This window comes from Janthinobacterium sp. GW823-FHT06H09, assembly GCF_058794735.1.
This window is the reverse complement of sequence record NZ_JBXAHC010000003.1, coordinates 66,945-86,054: the sequence shown is the minus strand read 5'-3', so window position 1 is coordinate 86,054 and position 19,110 is coordinate 66,945. Positions and strand designations below refer to the sequence as shown.

19 protein-coding genes are annotated in these 19,110 nt (G+C 65.9%); 8 read left to right on the top strand and 11 right to left on the bottom strand.

Annotation, left to right across the window (positions count from 1 at the left end; translation table 11 throughout):
* Positions 1-202 precede the first annotated feature (202 nt).
* The 4 genes from AC1Q6X_RS05145 to AC1Q6X_RS05130 form a co-directional block, all read right to left on the bottom strand.
* Positions 203-1,885 (bottom strand): cation acetate symporter, encoded by a 1,683-nt coding sequence (locus tag AC1Q6X_RS05145; protein WP_070218469.1) that lies wholly within the window; start codon positions 1,883-1,885, stop codon positions 203-205.
* Positions 1,882-2,190: a DUF485 domain-containing protein gene (locus AC1Q6X_RS05140; RefSeq protein ID WP_070218470.1), complete on the bottom strand. Its 309-nt coding sequence runs from the start codon at positions 2,188-2,190 to the stop codon at positions 1,882-1,884. Before AC1Q6X_RS05140 ends, AC1Q6X_RS05145 begins: the two co-directional genes overlap by 4 nt.
* 128 nt (positions 2,191-2,318) lie before the next feature.
* Positions 2,319-3,500, bottom strand: coding sequence for an NO-inducible flavohemoprotein (hmpA, locus tag AC1Q6X_RS05135; protein WP_492495512.1), 1,182 nt, complete (start codon positions 3,498-3,500; stop codon positions 2,319-2,321).
* Positions 3,501-3,534: 34 nt separating this feature from the next.
* Positions 3,535-3,948, bottom strand: coding sequence for a hemerythrin domain-containing protein (locus AC1Q6X_RS05130; RefSeq protein WP_492495510.1), 414 nt, complete (start codon positions 3,946-3,948; stop codon positions 3,535-3,537).
* A gap of 227 nt (positions 3,949-4,175) precedes the next feature.
* Between AC1Q6X_RS05130 and AC1Q6X_RS05125 the strand changes: the two genes are divergently transcribed.
* The 7 genes from AC1Q6X_RS05125 (at position 4,176) to AC1Q6X_RS05095 (ending at position 11,519) form a co-directional block, all read left to right on the top strand.
* Entirely contained in the window at positions 4,176-5,054 is an 879-nt protein-coding gene (locus AC1Q6X_RS05125; RefSeq protein ID WP_070291455.1) for an STAS domain-containing protein, read from the top strand.
* A 7-nt stretch (positions 5,055-5,061) separates the two neighbouring features.
* The gene (locus AC1Q6X_RS05120) at positions 5,062-5,424 is read left to right on the top strand and encodes an STAS domain-containing protein (protein WP_034785745.1); all 363 of its coding nucleotides are present in this window, start codon (positions 5,062-5,064) and stop codon (positions 5,422-5,424) included.
* A gap of 10 nt (positions 5,425-5,434) precedes the next feature.
* On the top strand, positions 5,435-5,872 hold the full coding sequence (locus tag AC1Q6X_RS05115) for an ATP-binding protein (RefSeq protein WP_070291456.1): 438 nt from the start codon (positions 5,435-5,437) through the stop codon (positions 5,870-5,872).
* Positions 5,869-6,954 carry an ATP-binding SpoIIE family protein phosphatase gene (locus AC1Q6X_RS05110; protein WP_227741978.1) on the top strand — a complete coding sequence of 362 codons (1,086 nt, stop codon included), beginning with the start codon at positions 5,869-5,871 and terminating at the stop codon, positions 6,952-6,954. The genes AC1Q6X_RS05115 and AC1Q6X_RS05110 overlap by 4 nt, the downstream gene beginning before the upstream one ends.
* Positions 6,951-8,774, top strand: coding sequence for an ATP-binding protein (locus AC1Q6X_RS05105; RefSeq protein WP_409028589.1), 1,824 nt, complete (start codon positions 6,951-6,953; stop codon positions 8,772-8,774). Before AC1Q6X_RS05110 ends, AC1Q6X_RS05105 begins: the two co-directional genes overlap by 4 nt.
* Positions 8,761-10,278, top strand: coding sequence for an ATP-binding response regulator (locus AC1Q6X_RS05100; RefSeq protein ID WP_083287872.1), 1,518 nt, complete (start codon positions 8,761-8,763; stop codon positions 10,276-10,278). Before AC1Q6X_RS05105 ends, AC1Q6X_RS05100 begins: the two co-directional genes overlap by 14 nt.
* A 119-nt stretch (positions 10,279-10,397) precedes the next feature.
* On the top strand, positions 10,398-11,519 hold the full coding sequence (locus AC1Q6X_RS05095; RefSeq protein ID WP_492495506.1) for a metallophosphoesterase: 1,122 nt from the start codon (positions 10,398-10,400) through the stop codon (positions 11,517-11,519).
* Positions 11,520-11,522: 3 nt separating this feature from the next.
* Here AC1Q6X_RS05095 and AC1Q6X_RS05090 read toward each other — a convergent pair whose 3' ends face one another.
* Both AC1Q6X_RS05090 and AC1Q6X_RS05085 read right to left on the bottom strand, forming a co-directional pair.
* A complete protein-coding gene (locus AC1Q6X_RS05090) occupies positions 11,523-12,275 on the bottom strand; it encodes a DUF4303 domain-containing protein (RefSeq protein ID WP_492495504.1) in 753 nt (250 codons plus the stop codon).
* Positions 12,276-12,291: 16 nt separating this feature from the next.
* Positions 12,292-13,215, bottom strand: coding sequence for a LysR family transcriptional regulator (locus AC1Q6X_RS05085; RefSeq protein WP_492495502.1), 924 nt, complete (start codon positions 13,213-13,215; stop codon positions 12,292-12,294).
* Between the two features lie 123 nt (positions 13,216-13,338).
* Between AC1Q6X_RS05085 and AC1Q6X_RS05080 the strand changes: the two genes are divergently transcribed.
* Complete coding sequence (locus AC1Q6X_RS05080; protein WP_070218481.1) at positions 13,339-14,100, top strand: SDR family oxidoreductase; 762 nt, start codon at positions 13,339-13,341, stop codon at positions 14,098-14,100.
* Here AC1Q6X_RS05080 and AC1Q6X_RS05075 read toward each other — a convergent pair.
* From AC1Q6X_RS05075 to AC1Q6X_RS05055, 5 genes are all read right to left on the bottom strand, one after another.
* Complete coding sequence (locus AC1Q6X_RS05075) at positions 14,028-14,990, bottom strand: NAD(P)/FAD-dependent oxidoreductase (protein ID WP_492495500.1); 963 nt, start codon at positions 14,988-14,990, stop codon at positions 14,028-14,030. The genes AC1Q6X_RS05080 and AC1Q6X_RS05075 overlap by 73 nt on opposite strands.
* Positions 14,977-15,429, bottom strand: coding sequence for an RrF2 family transcriptional regulator (locus tag AC1Q6X_RS05070; RefSeq protein WP_492495498.1), 453 nt, complete (start codon positions 15,427-15,429; stop codon positions 14,977-14,979). Before AC1Q6X_RS05070 ends, AC1Q6X_RS05075 begins: the two co-directional genes overlap by 14 nt.
* 115 nt (positions 15,430-15,544) lie before the next feature.
* Positions 15,545-16,954, bottom strand: coding sequence for a c-type cytochrome (locus tag AC1Q6X_RS05065; RefSeq protein WP_492495496.1), 1,410 nt, complete (start codon positions 16,952-16,954; stop codon positions 15,545-15,547).
* Positions 16,951-18,561: a GMC family oxidoreductase gene (locus tag AC1Q6X_RS05060; RefSeq protein WP_492495494.1), complete on the bottom strand. Its 1,611-nt coding sequence runs from the start codon at positions 18,559-18,561 to the stop codon at positions 16,951-16,953. The genes AC1Q6X_RS05065 and AC1Q6X_RS05060 overlap by 4 nt, the downstream gene beginning before the upstream one ends.
* A 9-nt stretch (positions 18,562-18,570) precedes the next feature.
* Complete coding sequence (locus tag AC1Q6X_RS05055; RefSeq protein ID WP_492495492.1) at positions 18,571-19,095, bottom strand: sugar dehydrogenase complex small subunit; 525 nt, start codon at positions 19,093-19,095, stop codon at positions 18,571-18,573.
* Between the last annotated feature and the right edge of the window lie 15 nt (positions 19,096-19,110).

Here is a 19,110-nt window from a genome sequence, read left to right as displayed (position 1 = left end):
TGTCACAGCCTCTTACTTCGCGGGCACCGCTCACCGGAAGTACTCTCTTTATAGGTCAAACAGCCTCAATCCTTACTGACCTTTCTCAATTCATGAGCAAAGCGCCCGACTGCAAGATGCACAGAAATGAATTGCAGGCGCGCAAAACAATCACGCCCGGCGAACCGGGCGTGATTGTTTTCTTCAACAACACTTCTTTACATCAATGCGCGCTGGCGCCTGCCGCGCCGATACCCGTTTCCGAGCGCATTTGCTGCGCTTCGTAGCCGGCGCGGTCGATGCGCGCGCGGGGGCTCTTGTCGAGCACCGAGAACAGCCAGATGCCGACGAAGCCCGCCGTCATCGAGAACAGCGCCGGCGAAGCGTACGGGAACAGCGCTTCGCCATGACCGAGCACGTCGACCCACACGGACTTCGACACCACCGTCAGGGCGACGGCCGTGATCAAGCCCAGGAAGCCGCCGATGGTGGCGCCCCGCGTGGTGCAGTCTTTCCACAGCACCGACATGAACAGCACGGGGAAGTTGGCCGAAGCGGCAATCGCGAAGGCCAGCGAGACCATGAAGGCGATGTTCTGCTTTTCAAAAGCGATGCCCAGCACCACGGCGATAATGCCCAGCACGATCGTCGTCACGCGCGACACTTTCAATTCATTGGCGCCCGTGGCCTTGCCCTTCTTAATGACGGTGGCATACAGATCGTGCGACACGGCCGACGCTCCCGACAGGGTCAAGCCCGCGACCACGGCCAGGATGGTGGCGAACGCGACCGCCGACATGAAGCCCAGGAAGACATTGCCGCCCACGGCCTTGGCCAAGTGCACGGCCGCCATGTTGTTACCGCCCAGCAATTTACCGGCCGCATCCTTGAACTCGGGATTGGTGCTGACCAGCACGATGGCGCCAAAGCCGATGATAAAGGTCAGAATGTAGAAATAGGCGATCCAGGTGGTGGCCCAGAACACGGACTTGCGCGCTTCCTTGGCGCTCGGCACGGTGAAGAAACGCATCAGGATGTGCGGCAGGCCGGCCGTGCCGAACATCAGCGCCATGCCGAACGAGATGGCCGAGATCGGGTCCTTGATGAAGGAACCAGGGCCCATGATCGCTTCCTTGGTGGCATGCACGTCCACGGACTTGGCGAACAGCGCTTCCGGGCTGAAGTTGAACTGCGCCAGCACGGCCACGGCCATGAAGGTGGCGCCGCCCAGCAGCATCACGGCCTTGATGATCTGCACCCAGGTGGTGGCCGTCATGCCGCCGAACAGCACGTAGATCATCATCAAGGTACCGACCAGGACGACGGCGATCCAGTATTCGAGGCCGAACAGCAGCTTGATCAGCTGGCCCGCGCCCACCATCTGCGCGATCAGGTAAAAGGCCACGACGACGAGGGTGCCGGAGGCCGAGAAAATGCGGATCGGCGCCTGCTTGAAGCGGTAGGCGGCCACGTCGGCAAAAGTGTAGCGGCCCAGGTTGCGCAGGCGCTCGGCCATCAAAAAGGTGATGACGGGCCAGCCGACGAGAAAGCCGATGGCGTAGATCAGGCCGTCATAGCCGTTCAGGAAGACGGCGGCGGAAATGCCGAGAAACGATGCGGCCGACATATAGTCGCCCGCGATGGCCAGGCCGTTCTGGAAGCCCGTGATGCCGCCGCCGGCCGTGTAGAAATCGGAAGCCGACTTGGTCTTCTTGGCCGCCCATTTGGTGACGAACAGGGTAAAGATGACGAAGACGGCGAACATGATGATGGCCGTCCAGTTGGTCGGCTGCTTGACTGCCTGGCCCAGGTCGGCGCCGGCTGCGAACGCGGCATTGCTGGCCCCCAGCAAGGCCAGCGCGCTCAGGCCGGCCACGCCGCGCAGCGCATGCTTGGCGGCGCTCATGCCTGCACCCGAGCCTGGATGGCGCTGGTCAGGTCGTCGAATTGCTTGTTGGCGCGGCGCACGTAGATGCCCGTGATCACCACGGTAAACACGATGACGAACAGGCCGATCGGCATGCCCCAGGTCATCACGCCCGTGCCCGTTTTAGCAGCAAGAAATTCCTTGTCGAACGCGATGAGGAGGATGTAGCCGTAGTACACCAGCATCATCAGGCCCGTCAGAGCCCAGCCGAAGCGCGAGCGCACCTTGACCAGCTGATGATAATTAGGGTCGCGCTTGATTTGTTGCACAAGATCGTCATGCATGGTGTTGCCTCCGTTATGTAAAAAACTGCTCTTTTCTTGTCGAGCTTGCATTCACGATACGGCGCGAGGCTTACCCGCCCCTTACGGCGGCGGTTTTTTCTCGCAGGGGCAACACAAGGCAGTAGAAATCAGTTCAAGGCGGCTGCCGGTCCGAAGAATTCATGGTGCGTCTGCCGTTCCGGCACGCCCAGTTCGCGCAGGTATTGCTTGACGGCCCGCATGAACGGCTGCGGCCCCAGGAAGTAGGCGTCGACGTCGCGCGAGGCCGGCAGCCAGCTTTTCAACTGCTCTTTATTCAACAATCCGACGGCATCGGGCGCATCTTGCTCGCCGGCATGTTCCGCGTAGCAGTAATAGCGCTGCAGCTGCGGGTGCTGCGCGGCCAGTTCGTCGATCTGCGCGCGGAATGCATGCACGCCGTGGTGGCGCGCCGCGTGGATGAAATGCACGGGACGCGTGCCGCGCAGGGCCGCCGTCAGCATGGCCAAGGTCGGCGTGATGCCCACGCCGCCGCTGATCAGCACCAGCGGCTTGTCGCTCTCGGTCAGGACGAAGTCGCCCGAGGGCGGCGTCAGCTGCACCGTGTCGCCCGCCTGCACGTGGTCATGGAAGAAATTCGACACCTTGCCGCCCTCTTCGCGCTTGACGCTGATGCGGTAGGTCTGGCCATTGCTGGCGGCGGACAACGAGTACTGGCGGCGCATGGGCACGCCATCGACGTTGACCAGCACGCCGATGTATTGACCCGGCGCAAAGTCGAGCACGGGCTGGCCATTGGCGGGCGCCAGCAGGAAGGACGTAATCTCGCCGCTTTCCACCGTCTTGCTGCGCACGGTAAAGTCGCGTGCGCCGCTCCATCCGCCCGGCGCGGCCGCTTGCGCCTTGTAGATGCGCCCTTCCTCACCGGCCAGGATATCGGCCAGCTGGCCGTAGGCCGCGCCCCAGGCGTCGATGACGGCGTCGCTGGCCACCTCTTCGCCCAGCACTTCACGGATCGCCTGCAGCAGGCTGGCGCCCACCAGCGGATAGTGCTCGGCGCGGATCTGCAGGGCCACGTGCTTGTTGACGATGGTGGCCACCAGGTCGCCCAGCGCGGCAAGCTGATCGATATGTTTGGCATACATCAACACGCCATTGGCCAGCGCGCGCTGCTGGTCGCCGCTGTGCTGGTGCGCCTGGTTAAAGTACGGCAGCACTTCGGGATGGTCGCGGAACAGATTCTTGTAGAAATGACGGGTCAGCGCTTCGCCGCCCTGCTCGAGGATGGGGACGGTGGCCGTGATGATGGCGCGTTGTTCTTGGGTCAGCATATGGAATTCCTTTAGATAGATGAGCAGGCGGTTTTCAGACCAGTGATTCGATGGCGGGATAAAGATCGTGGTCTTCGCGGCGCATGCGCTGGAACAGCGCATGCAGCACGGTATTGGCTTCGCTGCAGAAGGCGTCCGGTTCGGCTGCCAGGCGCACGGGCGTATTCCAGCGGCCCGCGAAATCGAGGTAGGCGCCGGCGATGCCGTGCATCTCGTGTTCGTACTGGCGCCCCAGCCGGGCCACCGTGGCCACGCCGGACGCCTGCGCGGCCGGATACAGGTAGCGCTGCTCGACGGCCAGGTGCAGCTTGATCAAGCCGCTCATGGCGACGATCTGTTCGGCGATGGCCTGCGCCTGCGCGGCGACACCGCCGCGCGCCAGCCGGCGCAAGTCATCGATGGCGGCCAGGATGGCCAGGTGCTGCTGTTTGAATTTGTCGATATTCATGGCGTGATTCTCTTGTTGAGTGTTGCCAGTGTAGCGGAATTCGCTTAAACATGCAAATTACATGCATCTTTAAAAGTCGCAAATGTTTCCCATAGGAATGTACATCGACATGCGCCACTATGTGCGGCACAGAACACAAGCCATGGCCATGTCTGCCTATAATTTATTCATCACAGCGCGTGCCCGTTTGCGGCCGTGCCGCACCCTCCACTCAGCGAAGGATCAGCATGAACATCAAGACGGGCATGGGCCAGGCGCAACAACTGGCCGGCATCATCAACGAACACCACACGGAACTGCTGGACGGCTGGATGGCCGGCCTGATCGCCCGCCTGGTGCGGCGCGACAAGATCGCCGAAAACGAGCTGCGCCAGCAGGCATCGCAATTCCTGCCGCTGCTGGCGGGCGCGCTGGATAGCGGCGACTCGTTCGACATCGAGGGCGGCGCCTGGGACGACACGCGCCAGCTGCTGGCCGAAATATCGCAGTCGCGCGTGCGCCAGGGCTATTCGCCGATCGACACGGCCAGCTTCATGTTCGCCCTCAAGGAACCGCTGTTCGCCTACCTGCGCAAGGCAATCACGGCGCAGCCGGAGCAGCTGGGCGACGCCATCGTCAGCACCAGCAAATTGTTCGACGAGCTGGGCCTGCTGACCATCGCCGTCTACCAGAAGGCGCGCGAACAGGTGATATTGCGCCAGCAGCAGGAATTGCTGGAGTTATCCACGCCCGTGGTGCAGCTGTGGCAAAACGTGCTGGCCCTGCCCCTGATCGGCACCCTCGACAGCGCCCGCACGCAGGTGGTAATGGAAAGCCTGCTGCAAAAGATCGTCGATACGGGCGCCCTGATCGCCATCATCGACATCACGGGCGTGCCCACCGTCGACACCCTGGTGGCGCAGCACCTGCTGAAGACCATCGCCGCCGCGCGCCTGATGGGCGCCGACTGCATCATCAGCGGCATCCGCCCGCAGATCGCGCAAACCATCGTGCACCTGGGCGTCAACCTGGAAGACGTGATGACCAAGGCCACCCTGGCCGACGCCTTCGTCGTGGCCCTGAAACGCACGGGTTCCAGCATCACCTACCAGCAGCAACAACACTGAGGCGCCTATGGAAAGAATCCCCATTTTACGCATGGGCCGGCTGTTGCTGGTGACGATACAGGTGGACATGCACGACCGCCTGGCGATGACCCTGCAGGACGACCTGACCACCCGCATCGTGACGGACCGCGCCACGGGCGTGCTGATCGACATTTCCGCGCTCGACATCGTCGACTCCTTTATCGGCCGCATGATCAGCAATACGGCGGCGATGGCGAAAATCCTCGACGCGCGCACCGTCGTCGTCGGCATGCAGCCGGCCGTCGCCATCACCCTGGTGGAACTGGGGCTGACCCTGGAAGGCGTGAGCACGGCGCTCAACGTGGAGCTGGGCATCAAGCTGCTGGAACGGGGCGGCGCATGCGCATGACGGGGGCGCCATGCTAGGCGCGCAGGCACAGGAGCGGGCGCAGCCGGGGGCGCAACAGATCCTGCCCCTGCATAACGACGAAGACGTCGTGCGCTTGCGCAAGCAGGTGCGCGACAGCATGGTCGCCATGGGTTTTGGCCTGATCGAACAGACCAAGATCATCACGGCGGCCAGCGAACTGGCGCGCAACACCCTGCGCTACGGCGGCGGCGGCGAGGCGCGCATCGCGCGCGTCAGCGATGGCGCGCGCCAGGGCCTGGAACTGCGCTTCGTCGACGCGGGACCGGGCATTGACGATATTCCCCTGGCGCTGACCGATGGCTATACCAGCGGCGGCGGGCTGGGATTGGGGCTGGGCGGCGCCAAGCGCCTGGCCGACGCATTTCACATCGACACGGCGCCCGGCGCGGGCACCACCGTCACCATCGCGAAATGGAAGCTGTTTTGAACCACCAGGAACCACAGCCTGACATTCTCAGGCAAAGAAGTTTTCCCATCGGCGAACCGAGCGAGATCGCCGCGGCCCGTCGCGCCGGCAACGAACTGGCGCGCCGCATCGGCTTCGACGACGTGCGCACGGGCCAGCTGGCCATCATCATCAGCGAGGCGGCCACCAATATCGTCAAGCATGCGCAGCGCGGCGAGATCCTGCTGCGCAAGGTGCTGCGCGGCGGCACCAGCGGCATCGAAGTGCTGGCCATCGACAACGGCCCCGGCATGGCCAATGTGCGCCAGCACATGCAGGATGGCCATTCCACCACGGGCACCTACGGCGTGGGGCTGGGCGCGATACGCCGCCTGAGCCAGGAATTCGACCTGTACACGGGACCCGGCAAGGGCACGGTGCTGATGATGGTGGTATGGGGACCCAACGCCAGCAGCGCCATTCCCGCCCATCCGAACTGGCGCATCGGCGCCGTGTGCCTGCCGCTGGCCTCGGAACAAGTGTGCGGCGACGCGTGGAACGTCGTGTGCGAAGGCCATGAACTGAGCCTGATGGTGGCCGATGGCCTGGGCCACGGCCCGCTGGCGGCGCGCGCGTCGGAACGCGCCAGCGCGCTGCTGGAACACGACACGCCCGGCCTGCCGCCCCTGCCCGCCCCCTTCATCGAACTGGCCCACGGCGCGCTGCGCACCACGCGCGGCGCGGCGCTGGCGGTGGCGCATATCGACAGCGCGCGCCGCGAATTGCGCTATGCGGGCGTGGGCAACATCGCCGCCTGCGCCTTCGACGCGCAGCAGCGCCGGCATCTGCTGTCGCATAACGGCATCGTCGGCAGCAATCTGCGCAAAGTGCAGGAATTCTGCTATCCGTGGCAGCTGGGCACGACCCTGATCATGCACTCGGACGGCTTGCACACGCGCTGGGACCTGGAACAGTATCCGGGCCTGGCGCAATGCCACCCCAGCCTGATCGCCGCCGTGCTGTACCGCGATTTTTCGCGCGGGCGCGACGACGTCACGGTGGTGGTGCTGCGCGAACATGAGGAACATCAGGCTGTAACGGCAGAAAGGACAGGTGGGGCATGACACAACGCATATTGACAGCCCATATCGGCAGCGAACTCGATGTGGTGGGGGCGCGCCAGCGCGCGCGGCAGATCGCCGCCCTGTGCGGCTTCGGCGTGCAGGACCAGGTGCGCATCGCCACGGCCGTGTCGGAACTGGCGCGCAACGTCTACAACTACGCGGGCAGCGGCAAGGTGCATTTCGCCATCGATGGCCAGACGGCGCCGCAGGTGCTCAGCATCCGCATCGAGGACCAGGGTCCCGGCATCGCGCAGCTCGACCGGATACTGGCCGGCACCTACCGCTCGCCCACGGGCATGGGCCTGGGCATCCTGGGCGCGCAGCGCCTGATGGACCGCTGCCATATCCACAGCGCGCCCGGCGACGGCACGCAAATCACGCTGCACAAGCTGTTCCCGCGCGACGCGCCCCTGCTCGACGGGCAAAGCATCGGCACCCTGTCCGGCAGCCTGCAGGCGCTGCCGTCGGATATCACGCTGTCCGAGGTGCAGCAGCAGAACCGCGAACTGCTGAGCACCTTGGCCGAACTGAAGACGCGCCAGGACGATTTGCTGCAACTGACGCGCGAACTGGAAGACACCAACCGGGGCGTGGTGGCGCTGTTCGCGGAACTCGATGAAAAAGCCGACCACCTGCGCCGCGCCGACCAGATGAAGTCGCGCTTCCTGTCGAACATGAGCCATGAATTCCGCACGCCGCTCAGCTCCATCCGCGCCCTGTCCAAGCTGCTGCTCGACCGCATCGACGGCGAACTGTCGGAGGAACAGGAAAAGCAGGTGCTGTTCATCCTGCAAAGCGCCGTCAGCCTGAGCGACCTGGTGAACGACCTGCTGGACCTGGCCAAGATCGAGGCGGGCAAGGTCGACGTGCACGCCAACAGCTTCCAGGTGGCCGACCTGTTCAGCGCCCTGCGCGGCATGCTGCGCCCGCTGCTGGTGTCCGATACGCTCACGCTCACCTTCATCGACCCCGACCCGGCTCTGCAGATCCATACGGATGAAGGCAAGCTGTCGCAAATCCTGCGCAACTTCATCTCCAACGCGCTCAAGTTCACGGAGGCGGGTGCCATCGTCGTCAGCGCCACGCCCTTGCCGGAGCAGGACGCCATCCGCTTTTCCGTCTCCGACACGGGCCTGGGCATCGATGCCGAAGACGTGCAGCTGATCTTCGAGGAATTCAGCCAGGTGGAAAACCACATGCAGCGCAAGGTCAAGGGCACGGGCCTGGGCCTGCCCCTGTGCCGCAACCTGGCCACCCTGCTCAATGGCACGGTGTCCGTGGACAGCACGCCGGGCCACGGTTCGCTGTTTTCCGTGGTCCTGCCCACCAGCTACCATGCGCCCGAAGGCAGCCTGCCGCCGAGCGCGCCGGCCAACGACAACGGCAACGACCAGCGCATCGGCGTGCTGGTGGTGGAAGACAATCCGCCCGTGCGCCTGCTGTATGAAAAATTTTTGGCCGGCAGCGAATTTCGCGTCGTCCCCGCACGCAGCGTGCGCGAGGCGCAGGAACGCTGGGAACAGCAGCGACCCGCCGCCGTCATCCTCGACATCCTGCTGCACGGCGAAACGGCCTGGCACTGGCTGGCCGAGCTGAAAAACGACCCGCTGCGGCGCCAGGTGCCCGTCATCGTCGCCACCGAGATCGACGACGTGCGCAAGGGCCTGGCCCTGGGCGCCGACGCCTATTACGTCAAGCCGCTGTCGCGCCAGCAATTGCTGGCGACCCTGCGCGCGCTGATCGGCAACCAACACCACCGGCAAGAGCCGGTTCCGCCGCAAGGCACAACCACCTGGGACAATGCGCATGCTACCGGATAACAACAGCGATGCTCTGATCCTGAACGTCGATGACAGCGATGGCGCACGCTACGCCAAATCGCGCATCCTCAAACGCGCCGGCTTCAAGGTCATCGAAGCCTCGAACGGCGGCGACGCGCTGCTGCGCGCCCGCCAGGACCGCCCTAACCTGATCCTGCTCGACGTCAAGCTGCCCGACATCAACGGCCTGGAAGTGTGCCGCCAACTGAAGGGCGGCGCCGAGACGAACACCATCCTGGTGCTGCAGACGTCGGCCTCGTGCATCGGCACGGCCGACAAGATCCGCGCCCTCGATGGCGGCGCCGACAATTACCTGGTCGAGCCGATCGAGGCCGATGAACTGATCGCCAACGTCAAGGCGCTGCTGCGCCTGGGCCGGGTCGAGCGCGCGCTGCGCGACGTGGACCGCCGCAAGGATGAATTCCTGGCCACCCTGGCCCACGAATTGCGCAATCCGCTGGGCCCCATCCGCACGGCGCTGGCCCTGTTGTGCAAGCTCGACCCCGTCGTGCCGGCCGTGCAGGACAATGCGCGCCGCACCATCGGCCGCCACACGGACCACCTGGTGCGCCTGGTGGACGACCTGCTCGACGTGTCGCGCATTTCACAGGGCAAGATCTCGCTGCAATGGGAAAGCGTGAGCCTGCTCAGCGTCATCCGCAGCGCGCTGGAAACGAGTTCGCACAGCATCGAGGCGCGCGGCCATGCGCTCGACGTGCATCTGCCCAAGGAAGAACTGTGGGTCTGCGGCGACGCCGTGCGTCTGTCGCAGATCGTCGCCAACCTGCTGCTCAACGCGGCCAAGTTCACGGCGCCGGGCGGACGCATCGCGATTTCCGCCGCGCGCGAAGGCGACAATGTGCGCATCCGCCTGAGCGACAACGGCATCGGCATCGCCGCCGCCAGCATCGACAGCATCTTCGGCCTGTTCGAGCAGAGCGGCCATTCGCCCGACCGGGTGCAGGACGGCCTGGGCATCGGCCTGTCGCTGGTGCGCAACCTGGTGACCTTGCACGGCGGCCAGGTCAGCGTGCACAGCCCCGGCGTGGGACTGGGCAGCACCTTCGAAGTGATGCTGCCCCTCGACGCCAACGTGCCCGTGCCGGCCGCCGCGCCGGCGCCCGAAGCGGCCAGCGGCGGCAGCCAGCGCATCCTCGTGGTCGACGACAACAGCGATGCGGCCGACACCCTGGCCGAACTGCTGGAGATGTACGGCCACACGGTGCGCACGGCCTACACGGGCGCGCAAGCGACCGAGCGCACCCTGGAATTCAAGCCCGACATCGTCTTTCTCGACATCGGCCTGCCCGACATGAGCGGCTACGACGTGGCCGGCAAATTGCGCCAGCTGCCGATACCGCAGCAATTCCAGCTCGTGGCGCTGACCGGCTACGGCCAGGAACACGACCGCCAGGCGGCACTGCAGGCCGGGTTCAACGAGCACTTCGCCAAGCCAGTCGATTTCGGCAAGCTGGCCATGCTGGGGCTGCATATCACGCCATAAGCGCAGCATGAGCGGGGGGGCCGGCTGCCGGTTGCCGAGGCGTCGGCTATAATCGGCGGTCGGCGATGGCGCCGCATCGCATCCGCCGCGCCGGGCACCCCCACCATTGGAACGATCACATGAAAACCCGCACGCCGCTGCTGCGCATCACCATGATACTGGGCGCCCTGCACGCCCTGCTGGGCTGGCTGCTGCTGCCAGCGCTGCCCGTCGGCCTGGCCGGCTGGCTGCTGGGCGGCGCCGTATTGCTGGCCTCGACCATGCTGATGCCGATGACCATCTTCGCCCGCGCCGTCACCAACGATGCGCGCCTGGCCGACCGTTTGAGCTGGGCCGGCTCGCTGTGCATGGGCTTTTTTTCCTCGCTATTCGTGCTCACCATGCTGCGCGAACTGCTGATGCTGGTTCCCGCCACCCGCCCCCACGCCCAGGCCTCCGCCGTGGCGGCGCTCGCCCTGGCGCTGCTGGCCACCGTAGTCGGTTTCATCAACGCCCGCCGTGTGGCGCGCGTGCGCGAAGGGACGGTGCCGATTACCGGCCTGCCGGCCGCCCTGCAAGGTTTTAGCATCGTGCAGCTGAGCGACATCCACGTGGGCGCCACCATCAAGCGCGCCTATGTGGACGCCATCGTCGCGCGCGCCAACGGCCTGCAAGCGGATGTCATCGCCATCACCGGCGACGTGGTCGACGGCACGGTGGCGCAACTGGGCAGCCATACGGCGCCGCTGGGCGAGCTCCGGGCGCGCCATGGCGTCTTTCTCGTCACGGGCAACCACGAATACTATTCGGGCGCCGCGCCATGGGTGGCGGAGTTCCGCCGCCTGGGCTTGCGCGTGCTGATGAACGAACATGCGGTGCTCGAGCACGACGGCGCGCGCCTGGCGCTGGCCGGCGTCACCGATTTCAATGCCGGCGCCTTCGATCCGGATCAACGCAGCGACCCGCAGGGCGCCATCGCCGGCGCACCGGCCGATATCCCCCGCATCCTGCTGGCGCACCAGCCGCGCAGCGCGCCCGAGGCGGAAGCGGCCGGCTACGACCTGCAACTGTCGGGCCACACGCACGGGGGACAATTCTGGCCGTGGAATCTGTTCGTGCCGCTGCAGCAGCCTTACGTGGCGGGCCTGCACCGGCGCGGCCGCCTGTGGATTTATGTCAGCCGCGGCACCGGTTACTGGGGCCCGCCGAAGCGCATCGGTGCGCCGGCGGAGATTACAAGACTCAGGCTGGTGGCAGCGTAGAACCTAGTCGGCCCAGCTGGCCATCCATGCCTCGAAACGCGCCACCACGGCCGGCGGATTCAAACGCGCCAGCGCGCCTTCCACCGGCTCGCTGTCGCTGACCTCGAACAGCAGCAGATTTTCATCGCGCGCGGCGCCCGTGCCGAATACCCCTTCGGCGTCAAGCTGCGCCAGCGCCGCGATGCAGGCGTCGAACACGCCGGTGCGGAAGGTGGCGAATGCGACGTCGAACGGCAAGCCACGGTGCGCCTGCAGCAGCAAACGGTAGGCGCTGTCGAAGTAGGCGCCGCCGTCGTCAAACGTCCATTCGGCCGGGTTCCACAGCATCTCTTCGCCGTATTCCGAGGCGGCCAGCGCTTCGCGGCTGTTCGCCATGGGGCCGATGGTCATGGCGCTGTCGTCGCTGACCAGCGCGAAAGCGTCGATATGCTGCTCCGGATGCGCACGGCGCACGCAGTCGAAAGCCAGGCGCGCGGCCTGCGCCACCAGGGTTTGCAGCAGCGCGAAATCGAAGACGGCCGGATCGATGGCGCTCGCCCGCGCCAAGCTGTAGCCATCGGCCAGCGCCGCCTGGCAACGGGCTACGTGCGCGGCGTGCGCCTCGGCATCGCTGGCGTAGTCCTGGCGCGTCTCCGCGCCCCAGGTCATGGCCGCGCCGGCGGCCGTCCAGACGGTCGTACCGAAAACGCGCGCTTCGCGGAAATGCAAGGGTTGATCGCCGTCGAAGGTGTAAAACAGACTGTAGTTATCAGGCATGAGAATTTTTCTTTGTTTAATCGGGCCGCATCTGCGCGGCGAAATCGCGCTGGCGGAACTGCTCCAGCAAAAAATCGACGAAGACGCGCGTCTTCGCGGGCAGCAGCTTCTTGCTCGCATAGTACACGGACAAGGGGCCGGAATCGGCATGCCAGCCGGGCAGCAGGCGGATCAACGCGCCGCTGCGCAAGTGGGCCAGCGCGTGCGGCATGGGCAGCAGCGCCACGCCGACACCCTGGATGGCCGCCTGCGCCATCGCTTCCGGATCGTCGAAGATGGCGCGCGGCCGGCATTCGGCCACGCCTTCGCCGCCCGCTCCATCGCGCAATATCCAGCTGCGCAATCTGCCGCTGCCGGCCGAGCGGCGCGCCACGCCGTCGAGTTGCGCCAGATCCGAAGGATGGGCGGGCATGCGTTTCCCCCGCATGAAGGCGGGCGACGCCGTGGCGACGACGAGGGCGTGACCTAGTTCGCGCGCCACCACGCCGGGAGTCAGCTCGATGCCGCCGCCGATGGCCACGTCAAAGCCCTCGCCGATCAAGTCCACTTGCCGGTTGTCGAAATGGCAGTCGGGAATGACGCCCGGGTAGCGCGCGATGAAGTCGCCCAGCAAGGGCACCACGTAGCTGCGCCCGAACGACGGCGCCATGCTGATTTTCAGGATGCCGGCCGGCTGGCCGCCCTCTTCGGCCACGCCGGCGATCGCCTCGCGCAAGGTGGACAGGGCGCCGGCTATCTGCTGCAGGAAGCGTTCGCCCCCTTCCGTCAGGGTCAGGCGGCGCGTGCTGCGCTGGAACAGGCGCAGTCCTAGGCTCGCTTCCAGCCGCGCCACGTTCTTGCTGACGGCCGCCGGCGTCAGCCCCAGGCGGCGCGCGGCCGCCGAAAAACTGCCCAGCTCGGCGGACAGCACAAACGATTGCAAGTGATTGAGGGCATCCATGCGCCTATTCTACCCGCTCACTTGATCGTTTTAGTTGAAAGTGATTGTAGCGATTCATGGCTAGCGCGCCAGGAATGAAACCTAGATACTGAATTCCTCGACTCCTCACACAGAAAGCCCATCATGCAAACCCAAAGCAACCATACCCAGTCACTGCTGAACAAGATCGCCTTTGTGACGGGCGGCTCGCGCGGCATCGGCGCGGCCATCGTGCGCCGCCTGGCCAGCCAGGGCGCCCATGTCGTCTTCACCTATCAAAGCTCGGCCGCCGAAGCGCAGGCGCTGGCCGCCAAGGTGGAAGCGGCCGGCGGCAAGGCGCTGGGCGTGCAGGCCGATGCGGCTGATGCCGCGGCCCTGACGGCCGCCATCGACCAGGTGGCTGCGCAATTTGGCCGTGTCGACATCCTCGTCAACAACGCGGGCGTATTCCTGCCCGGCGCCATCGATGATTTTTCGCTGGCCGACTTCGACAAGACGATTGCCGTCAACGTGCGCGCCGTGTTCGTGGCCATCAAGGCGGCCGTGGCGCACATGCAGACGGGCGGGCGCATCATCAATATCGGCAGCACGAATGCGCACCGCATGCCCTTCGGCGGCGCGGCCGCCTACGCCATGAGCAAATCGGCGCTGAGCGGCCTGACGCAAGGCCTGTCGCGCGACCTGGGACCGCGCGGCATCACCATCAACAACGTGGAACCGGGCCCCGTCGCCACCGACATGAACCCGCCCACGGGCGACTTCGCCGACCTGATGCACGGCCTGATGGCCCTGCCCCGCCACGGCACGGCCGATGAAATCGCCGGCATGGTGGCTTACCTGGCCAGCGACGAAGCGGCCTTCGTCACGGGCGCCGGGCTGAAGATCGACGGCGGTTTTGCCGCCTGATCCAGCCCGAACATCAGCGAACGGTGCGCCGCCACACCCGCCATGGCGCCGTCGGCCACCGCGAACGCCACGCTGCCGGCCATGCGGCCCGCGTCACCGCAGCAAAAGATGCCGGGCACGCTGCTGGCCTTTTGCTCGTCGGTGCGCACGAACGGACCCATGGCGCCCTCTTCCAGCGCGCAGCCCAGCGTCACAGCCAGGGCACTGGCCAGGCGGGTGCGGGTGGCCACGAACAGGCCGGCCATCGCATGGCGGCTGCCGTCGGCCATGACCACGTCGGCCACGCCGTCGATCCGCGCCACGGGCGTGCGCACCACCGTCACGCCGCGCGCCTCGAGTTGCGCCAGCTGCGCCGCATCGGGTTCGAACGCGCCATTCAGGAAAAAAGTGACCGTGCCCCAGTCGGGCAGCATCAGCGCATGGTGCATCGACAGTGGCCCCGTGGCCAGCACGCCGATGGCGCCATGCTCCAGTTCATAACCGTGGCAATAGGGGCAGTGAAAGACGCTGGCGCCCCAGCGCTCGGACAAGCCATCGACGGGCGGCAGTTCATCGATCACGCCGGTGGCCAGCACCAGGCGGCGGCCGTGAACGACATTGCCGTCCGCCAGGGTCACGTCGAAGCCATCGCGGCTGGCTGCCGCCAGCACTGCCGTGCCGTCCAGCCAGGTGACGGTGGCATACGCCAGCAGCTGCGCCTTGCCCTCGGCGGCGATGGCGGCCGTCCCGCTGCCGTCCTGGGTCAGGAAACCGTGGGAATGGCTGGCGTAGCGGTTGCGGCGCTGGCCGCCGTCGATCACCAGCACGCGGCGGCGCGCGCGCGCCAGTTGCGTGGCGGCGGACAGGCCGGCGTAGCTGCCGCCGACGATGATGGCGTCAAAGATGTGCATGGGGTGCTCCTCGGTGGATGGCATATTCTTGGCTGAAACGGTCGGCCAGCTCGGCCAGGGTAACGGCGCCGAAGCGCCGGATCAGCAGCGCCTCAGCTTCGTCGAAGGCGCCGGCCAGCGACTGGTTGACCACCTGCTCCACCAGACAGCCCGGCTGGTCGACACGGTTTCCCATGGCGAAGATGGTGGGCGAACCCACGGCCACGTAGATGTCTTGCAAGGTGACGCGGTGCAGGTCGCAGACGATACGCCAGCCGCCGCCATGGCCCTTGACCGAGGCCACGTAGCCGCGTTCGCGCAAGCCGGCCATCACGCGCCGCACCAGCACGGGGTTGGTGTCCAGGCAGCCGGCGAGTTCCTCGGACGTCATCGGGCGTCCCGCGTGGGCCATGTGCAGCAGCACATGGAGGATCGATGATAGTTTGCTGTCGCGTCTCATGTAACTCATGATAGTACATAAGTCCCGCATATGCAAACGAGTTGCAAAATCCTGCGAAAAAAAAGGGGTCAGACCCTGTCGGGTCTGACCCCAGCCTTTGCTTCAGGGTGATTTTTTAAGCTGCTGATGTTTCCTTGCGCCGCCGTCCCCGCCACCACAGCAGCAAGGCCAGCAACACCAGCACGGCGACGATGATGGCGGCGCGGGCCAGGCCGATCAGGTTCGAGGCAGGACCGCCATTTCGCAGGGTCGTCACCTGTTCCGCCGTCACCTTCACGTCAGGATTGCCGTACATCTTCTGCACGTAATTGCCGAGGGTGACGATCTGCTCGTCCGACAGGGTCTGGCGGAAGGCTGGCATCAGGTGTCCCGCAGTATGATTACCCTTGCCATCCTGCCGCTCCACCCCATCGAGGATTGCCATCACCAGATTGTTGCTGTTGCTGCGGCCCGTCACCGAGTTGTGGAACAAGGGCGGCAAGCTGCCGTCGAAACTGCCCTCGCCCCTGGCCTGGTGGCAGCTGGCGCACTGCGCATCGTACAGCTGCACACCCGACATCTTGTTCAAGTCCTGCGGCAGCGCCACGCCGCGGATCGCATTGAGCTCGTCGCCCGCCTGGCCCCATTGCGTCACCGGTTTCGTATCCGCCTTGTCGCGGATGGCGGGTACGCTCTTGATGTAGTGCGCGATGGCGCTCAGGTCCGCGTCGCTCAGGTGCTTCAGGCTATGGTCGATGGCTTCGGCCATCGGTCCGGCAGCCTGCCCCCGGTGCGCGGCGCGGCCCGTGCGCAGGTAATCGACCAGGTCCTGCTGGCTCCAGCTGCCGATGCCGCTGTTGGCGTCCGAGGTGATGTTCGGCGCAAACCAGGTACCCAGATCAAAGCCCCCCAGCTCCTTCGACAGCTGCTCGGCCATCAGCGCGTTGCGCGGCGTGTGGCAGGTGCTGCAGTGGGCCAGCCCTTGCGCCAGGTAGGCGCCGCGGTTCCACTCCATGCTCTTGGCCGCATCGGCCACGAACGGCTTCTTGTCGAGGAAGAGCCAATTCCAGCCCGCCATCGACAGGCGGATGTTGAACGGGAACGGCAAGTCCGTCTGTGTTGCCGGCGCCGTGTCCACCGCCGCCACGCCATGCATGAAGTAGGCGTACAGGGCGGCCGTGTCGTCATCCGTCACCTTGGCGTAGGCCGTGTAAGGCATGGCCGGGTACAGGTGCGCGCCGTCGGCCCGCACGCCATGGCGCACGGCGTCGGAAAACTGCTTGAGCGTGTAGTTGCCGATGCCGTGCGTTGTCGACGGCGTGATGTTGGTGGCGACGATGGCCCCCAGCGGCGTGGCCAGGGCCAGGCCGCCCGCCATCGGCTTGCCGCCAGGGACGCTGTGGCAGGCGATGCAGTCGCCCGCCGTCGCCAGGTAGCGGCCGCGCTCGATGGCCTGCACGTCGGCGCCAGGGGCGTTCGCCGCCAGCACGGGCAAGGCCAGTGCCAGCAAGGCGGCGCCGGCCGCCGTTCTGAAGGTCGCCATCATGCTGTTCCTCCCTGTTGTTCGTCGAGGATATGCTTGACGGTGCGCAGTGCCACGGCCAGGCCGTTTTCCGTCGAATTGCAGGTGCCGGACGTGGGCAGCACGCCGGTGCTGCACAGGAACAGGTTGGCATGATCAAACGTGCGGCCCCACTGGTCGCACACGGCCTTGGCCGGATCGGAACCCATCGACAGGGTGCCGCAGATGTGCTGGTTGTTGGCGAACACGCCTTCCTTGCTGTGGCGCAGATTGGTGCCGCCCATCAGTTTGGCGATCTGCTCGAAATCCTGCTTCGAGCGCTCGTGGCCCCGTTTCGTGTAGTCGTCGATCGCATAATGCGCCTGCGGCTTGGGGATGCCCATGGCATCCTTCTCGCTGCTGAGGGCGATGCGGTTTTCCGGGTTCGGCAGCACTTCCAGCACGTTTTTCAGGCTCATTTCGCGCGCCGAGCGGAAACGCAGCTGCTGTTCGAATTCCGCGCCAAACACGCCCTTGCCGATCAACTCCCTGGTCGCGCCATCGACGCGCGAGATGTTCGTGAAATCGAGGCGGTATGGCGAATGCTGGCTGCGGAAGTCGCCGTCGCGCATGGTATTGATGGAATTGGGGCTTTGCGGGCCCCGGCCCAGCCACAGGTCTTCATCGGCGTCGAAGGTGATCGAGGTGCTCGGGTGGTCCATCAGGTTGCGGCCCACCATGTCGCTGCTGTTGGCCAGGCCGTTCGGGTACTTGTCCGTGGCGGAAACGAGCAGCAAACGGGGGCTTTCGATGCCGTTGGCGGCCAGGATGAAGGTCCTGGCCGTGACCCGGTGACTCTTTTTATCCACGTCGTAGTACAGGGCAGCCGTGATGCGGCCCTGCGCGTCGTGTTCCAGCTTGTAGACGTTGGCGTTGCAGACGATCTTCACGCCCGCGTCTTCCGCCTGCTGCGCGGCGATGCCGCCGTGGTATTGCGCGTCGATGGGGCAGATCGGCTGGCAGCTGTTGTTGCCGCAGCAGGCCGGGCGGCCATCGTAGCTGACGCTGTTGCGCGCCACCGTATTGCCCACCACCTTGAACGACGGGTCGAGGCGTTCGCGGATGCGGCGCATGGCGTACGGCTCCGTCACGGCATCCATCGGGAATGGCTGCTTGCGCGGCGAACCCGTGTTCTCGGCGCCCGAGACACCCATGATCTCTTCCGCTTCCTGGTAGAACGGCTCCAGGTCTTCGTAGCTGATGGGCCAGTCAACGCCCACGCCATACAAGGTATGGATGCGGAAATCGTTCGGCACGTTGCGCCACGCCTGCGCGGCCCAGTGCCACGAGGTGCCGCCGAACTGGCGGATGTATTCGGCCGGGTACGGGTACGGGCCCGCCTGCACCAGGTAGCCGTTATCCTTCGGCTGGTAGATCGGGTGCGGCGCCGTGGCGACGGACGGATACGGCGACATCCAGTCGCTGCGGCGCGTCGTGTTGCGGAAACGGGCGACGATTTCGCCGCGCGACACGCGCGGGCCCGCTTCGAGGATCAGCACCGAGGCGCCGGCCAGCGCCAGTTTGCGCGCGGCCAGCGAACCGATGATGCCGGAGCCGATCACGAGGTAATCGGCGGAGAGTGCTTCAGCCATGATGGCTCCTTAAATGGGTTTTCTGGCCCAGCTGCCGTAGGCGCCGTAGGAATACGTGGGAGGCTTCAGGACGTCGGCCACGACGGCCGCGTTCAGCGCCTGCTCGTAGGCGACGCAGACGGCCGCTTCGCCCGTGCCGACGATGCCCAGGTACCAGGCGCTGGCGATCTGGCGCGGCAGGGCCGCCAGCGGCGACTGGGCCGGGTCAAGCGCATCGAGCGCTTCCTGCAGGCCGGCCGCCTGCAAGCCCTGCGCATTGATCAGGGCCAGCAGCGCGCGCACATTCGCGGGGAAGGCGGCGTCCTGCGCCACCAGCGCCTCATACAGACGCCGGGCCAGCACGGGATCGAGCACCTGGCGCCCCACCAGCATGGCCGACACGCCGAGGAAGGCGCCCTGCTCCGCACTGGCGACCGGCTCGGCCAGCGCCCAGGGAATCAGCGCCGCGGCCGAAGCCGACAGCAAGCCGGCCAGCACCATGCGGCGGCCGGGATTCAGGGGGCCGCGGCCCTCCTTGTTGTGTATAGCGTCCAATTGAAGCTCCCGTGA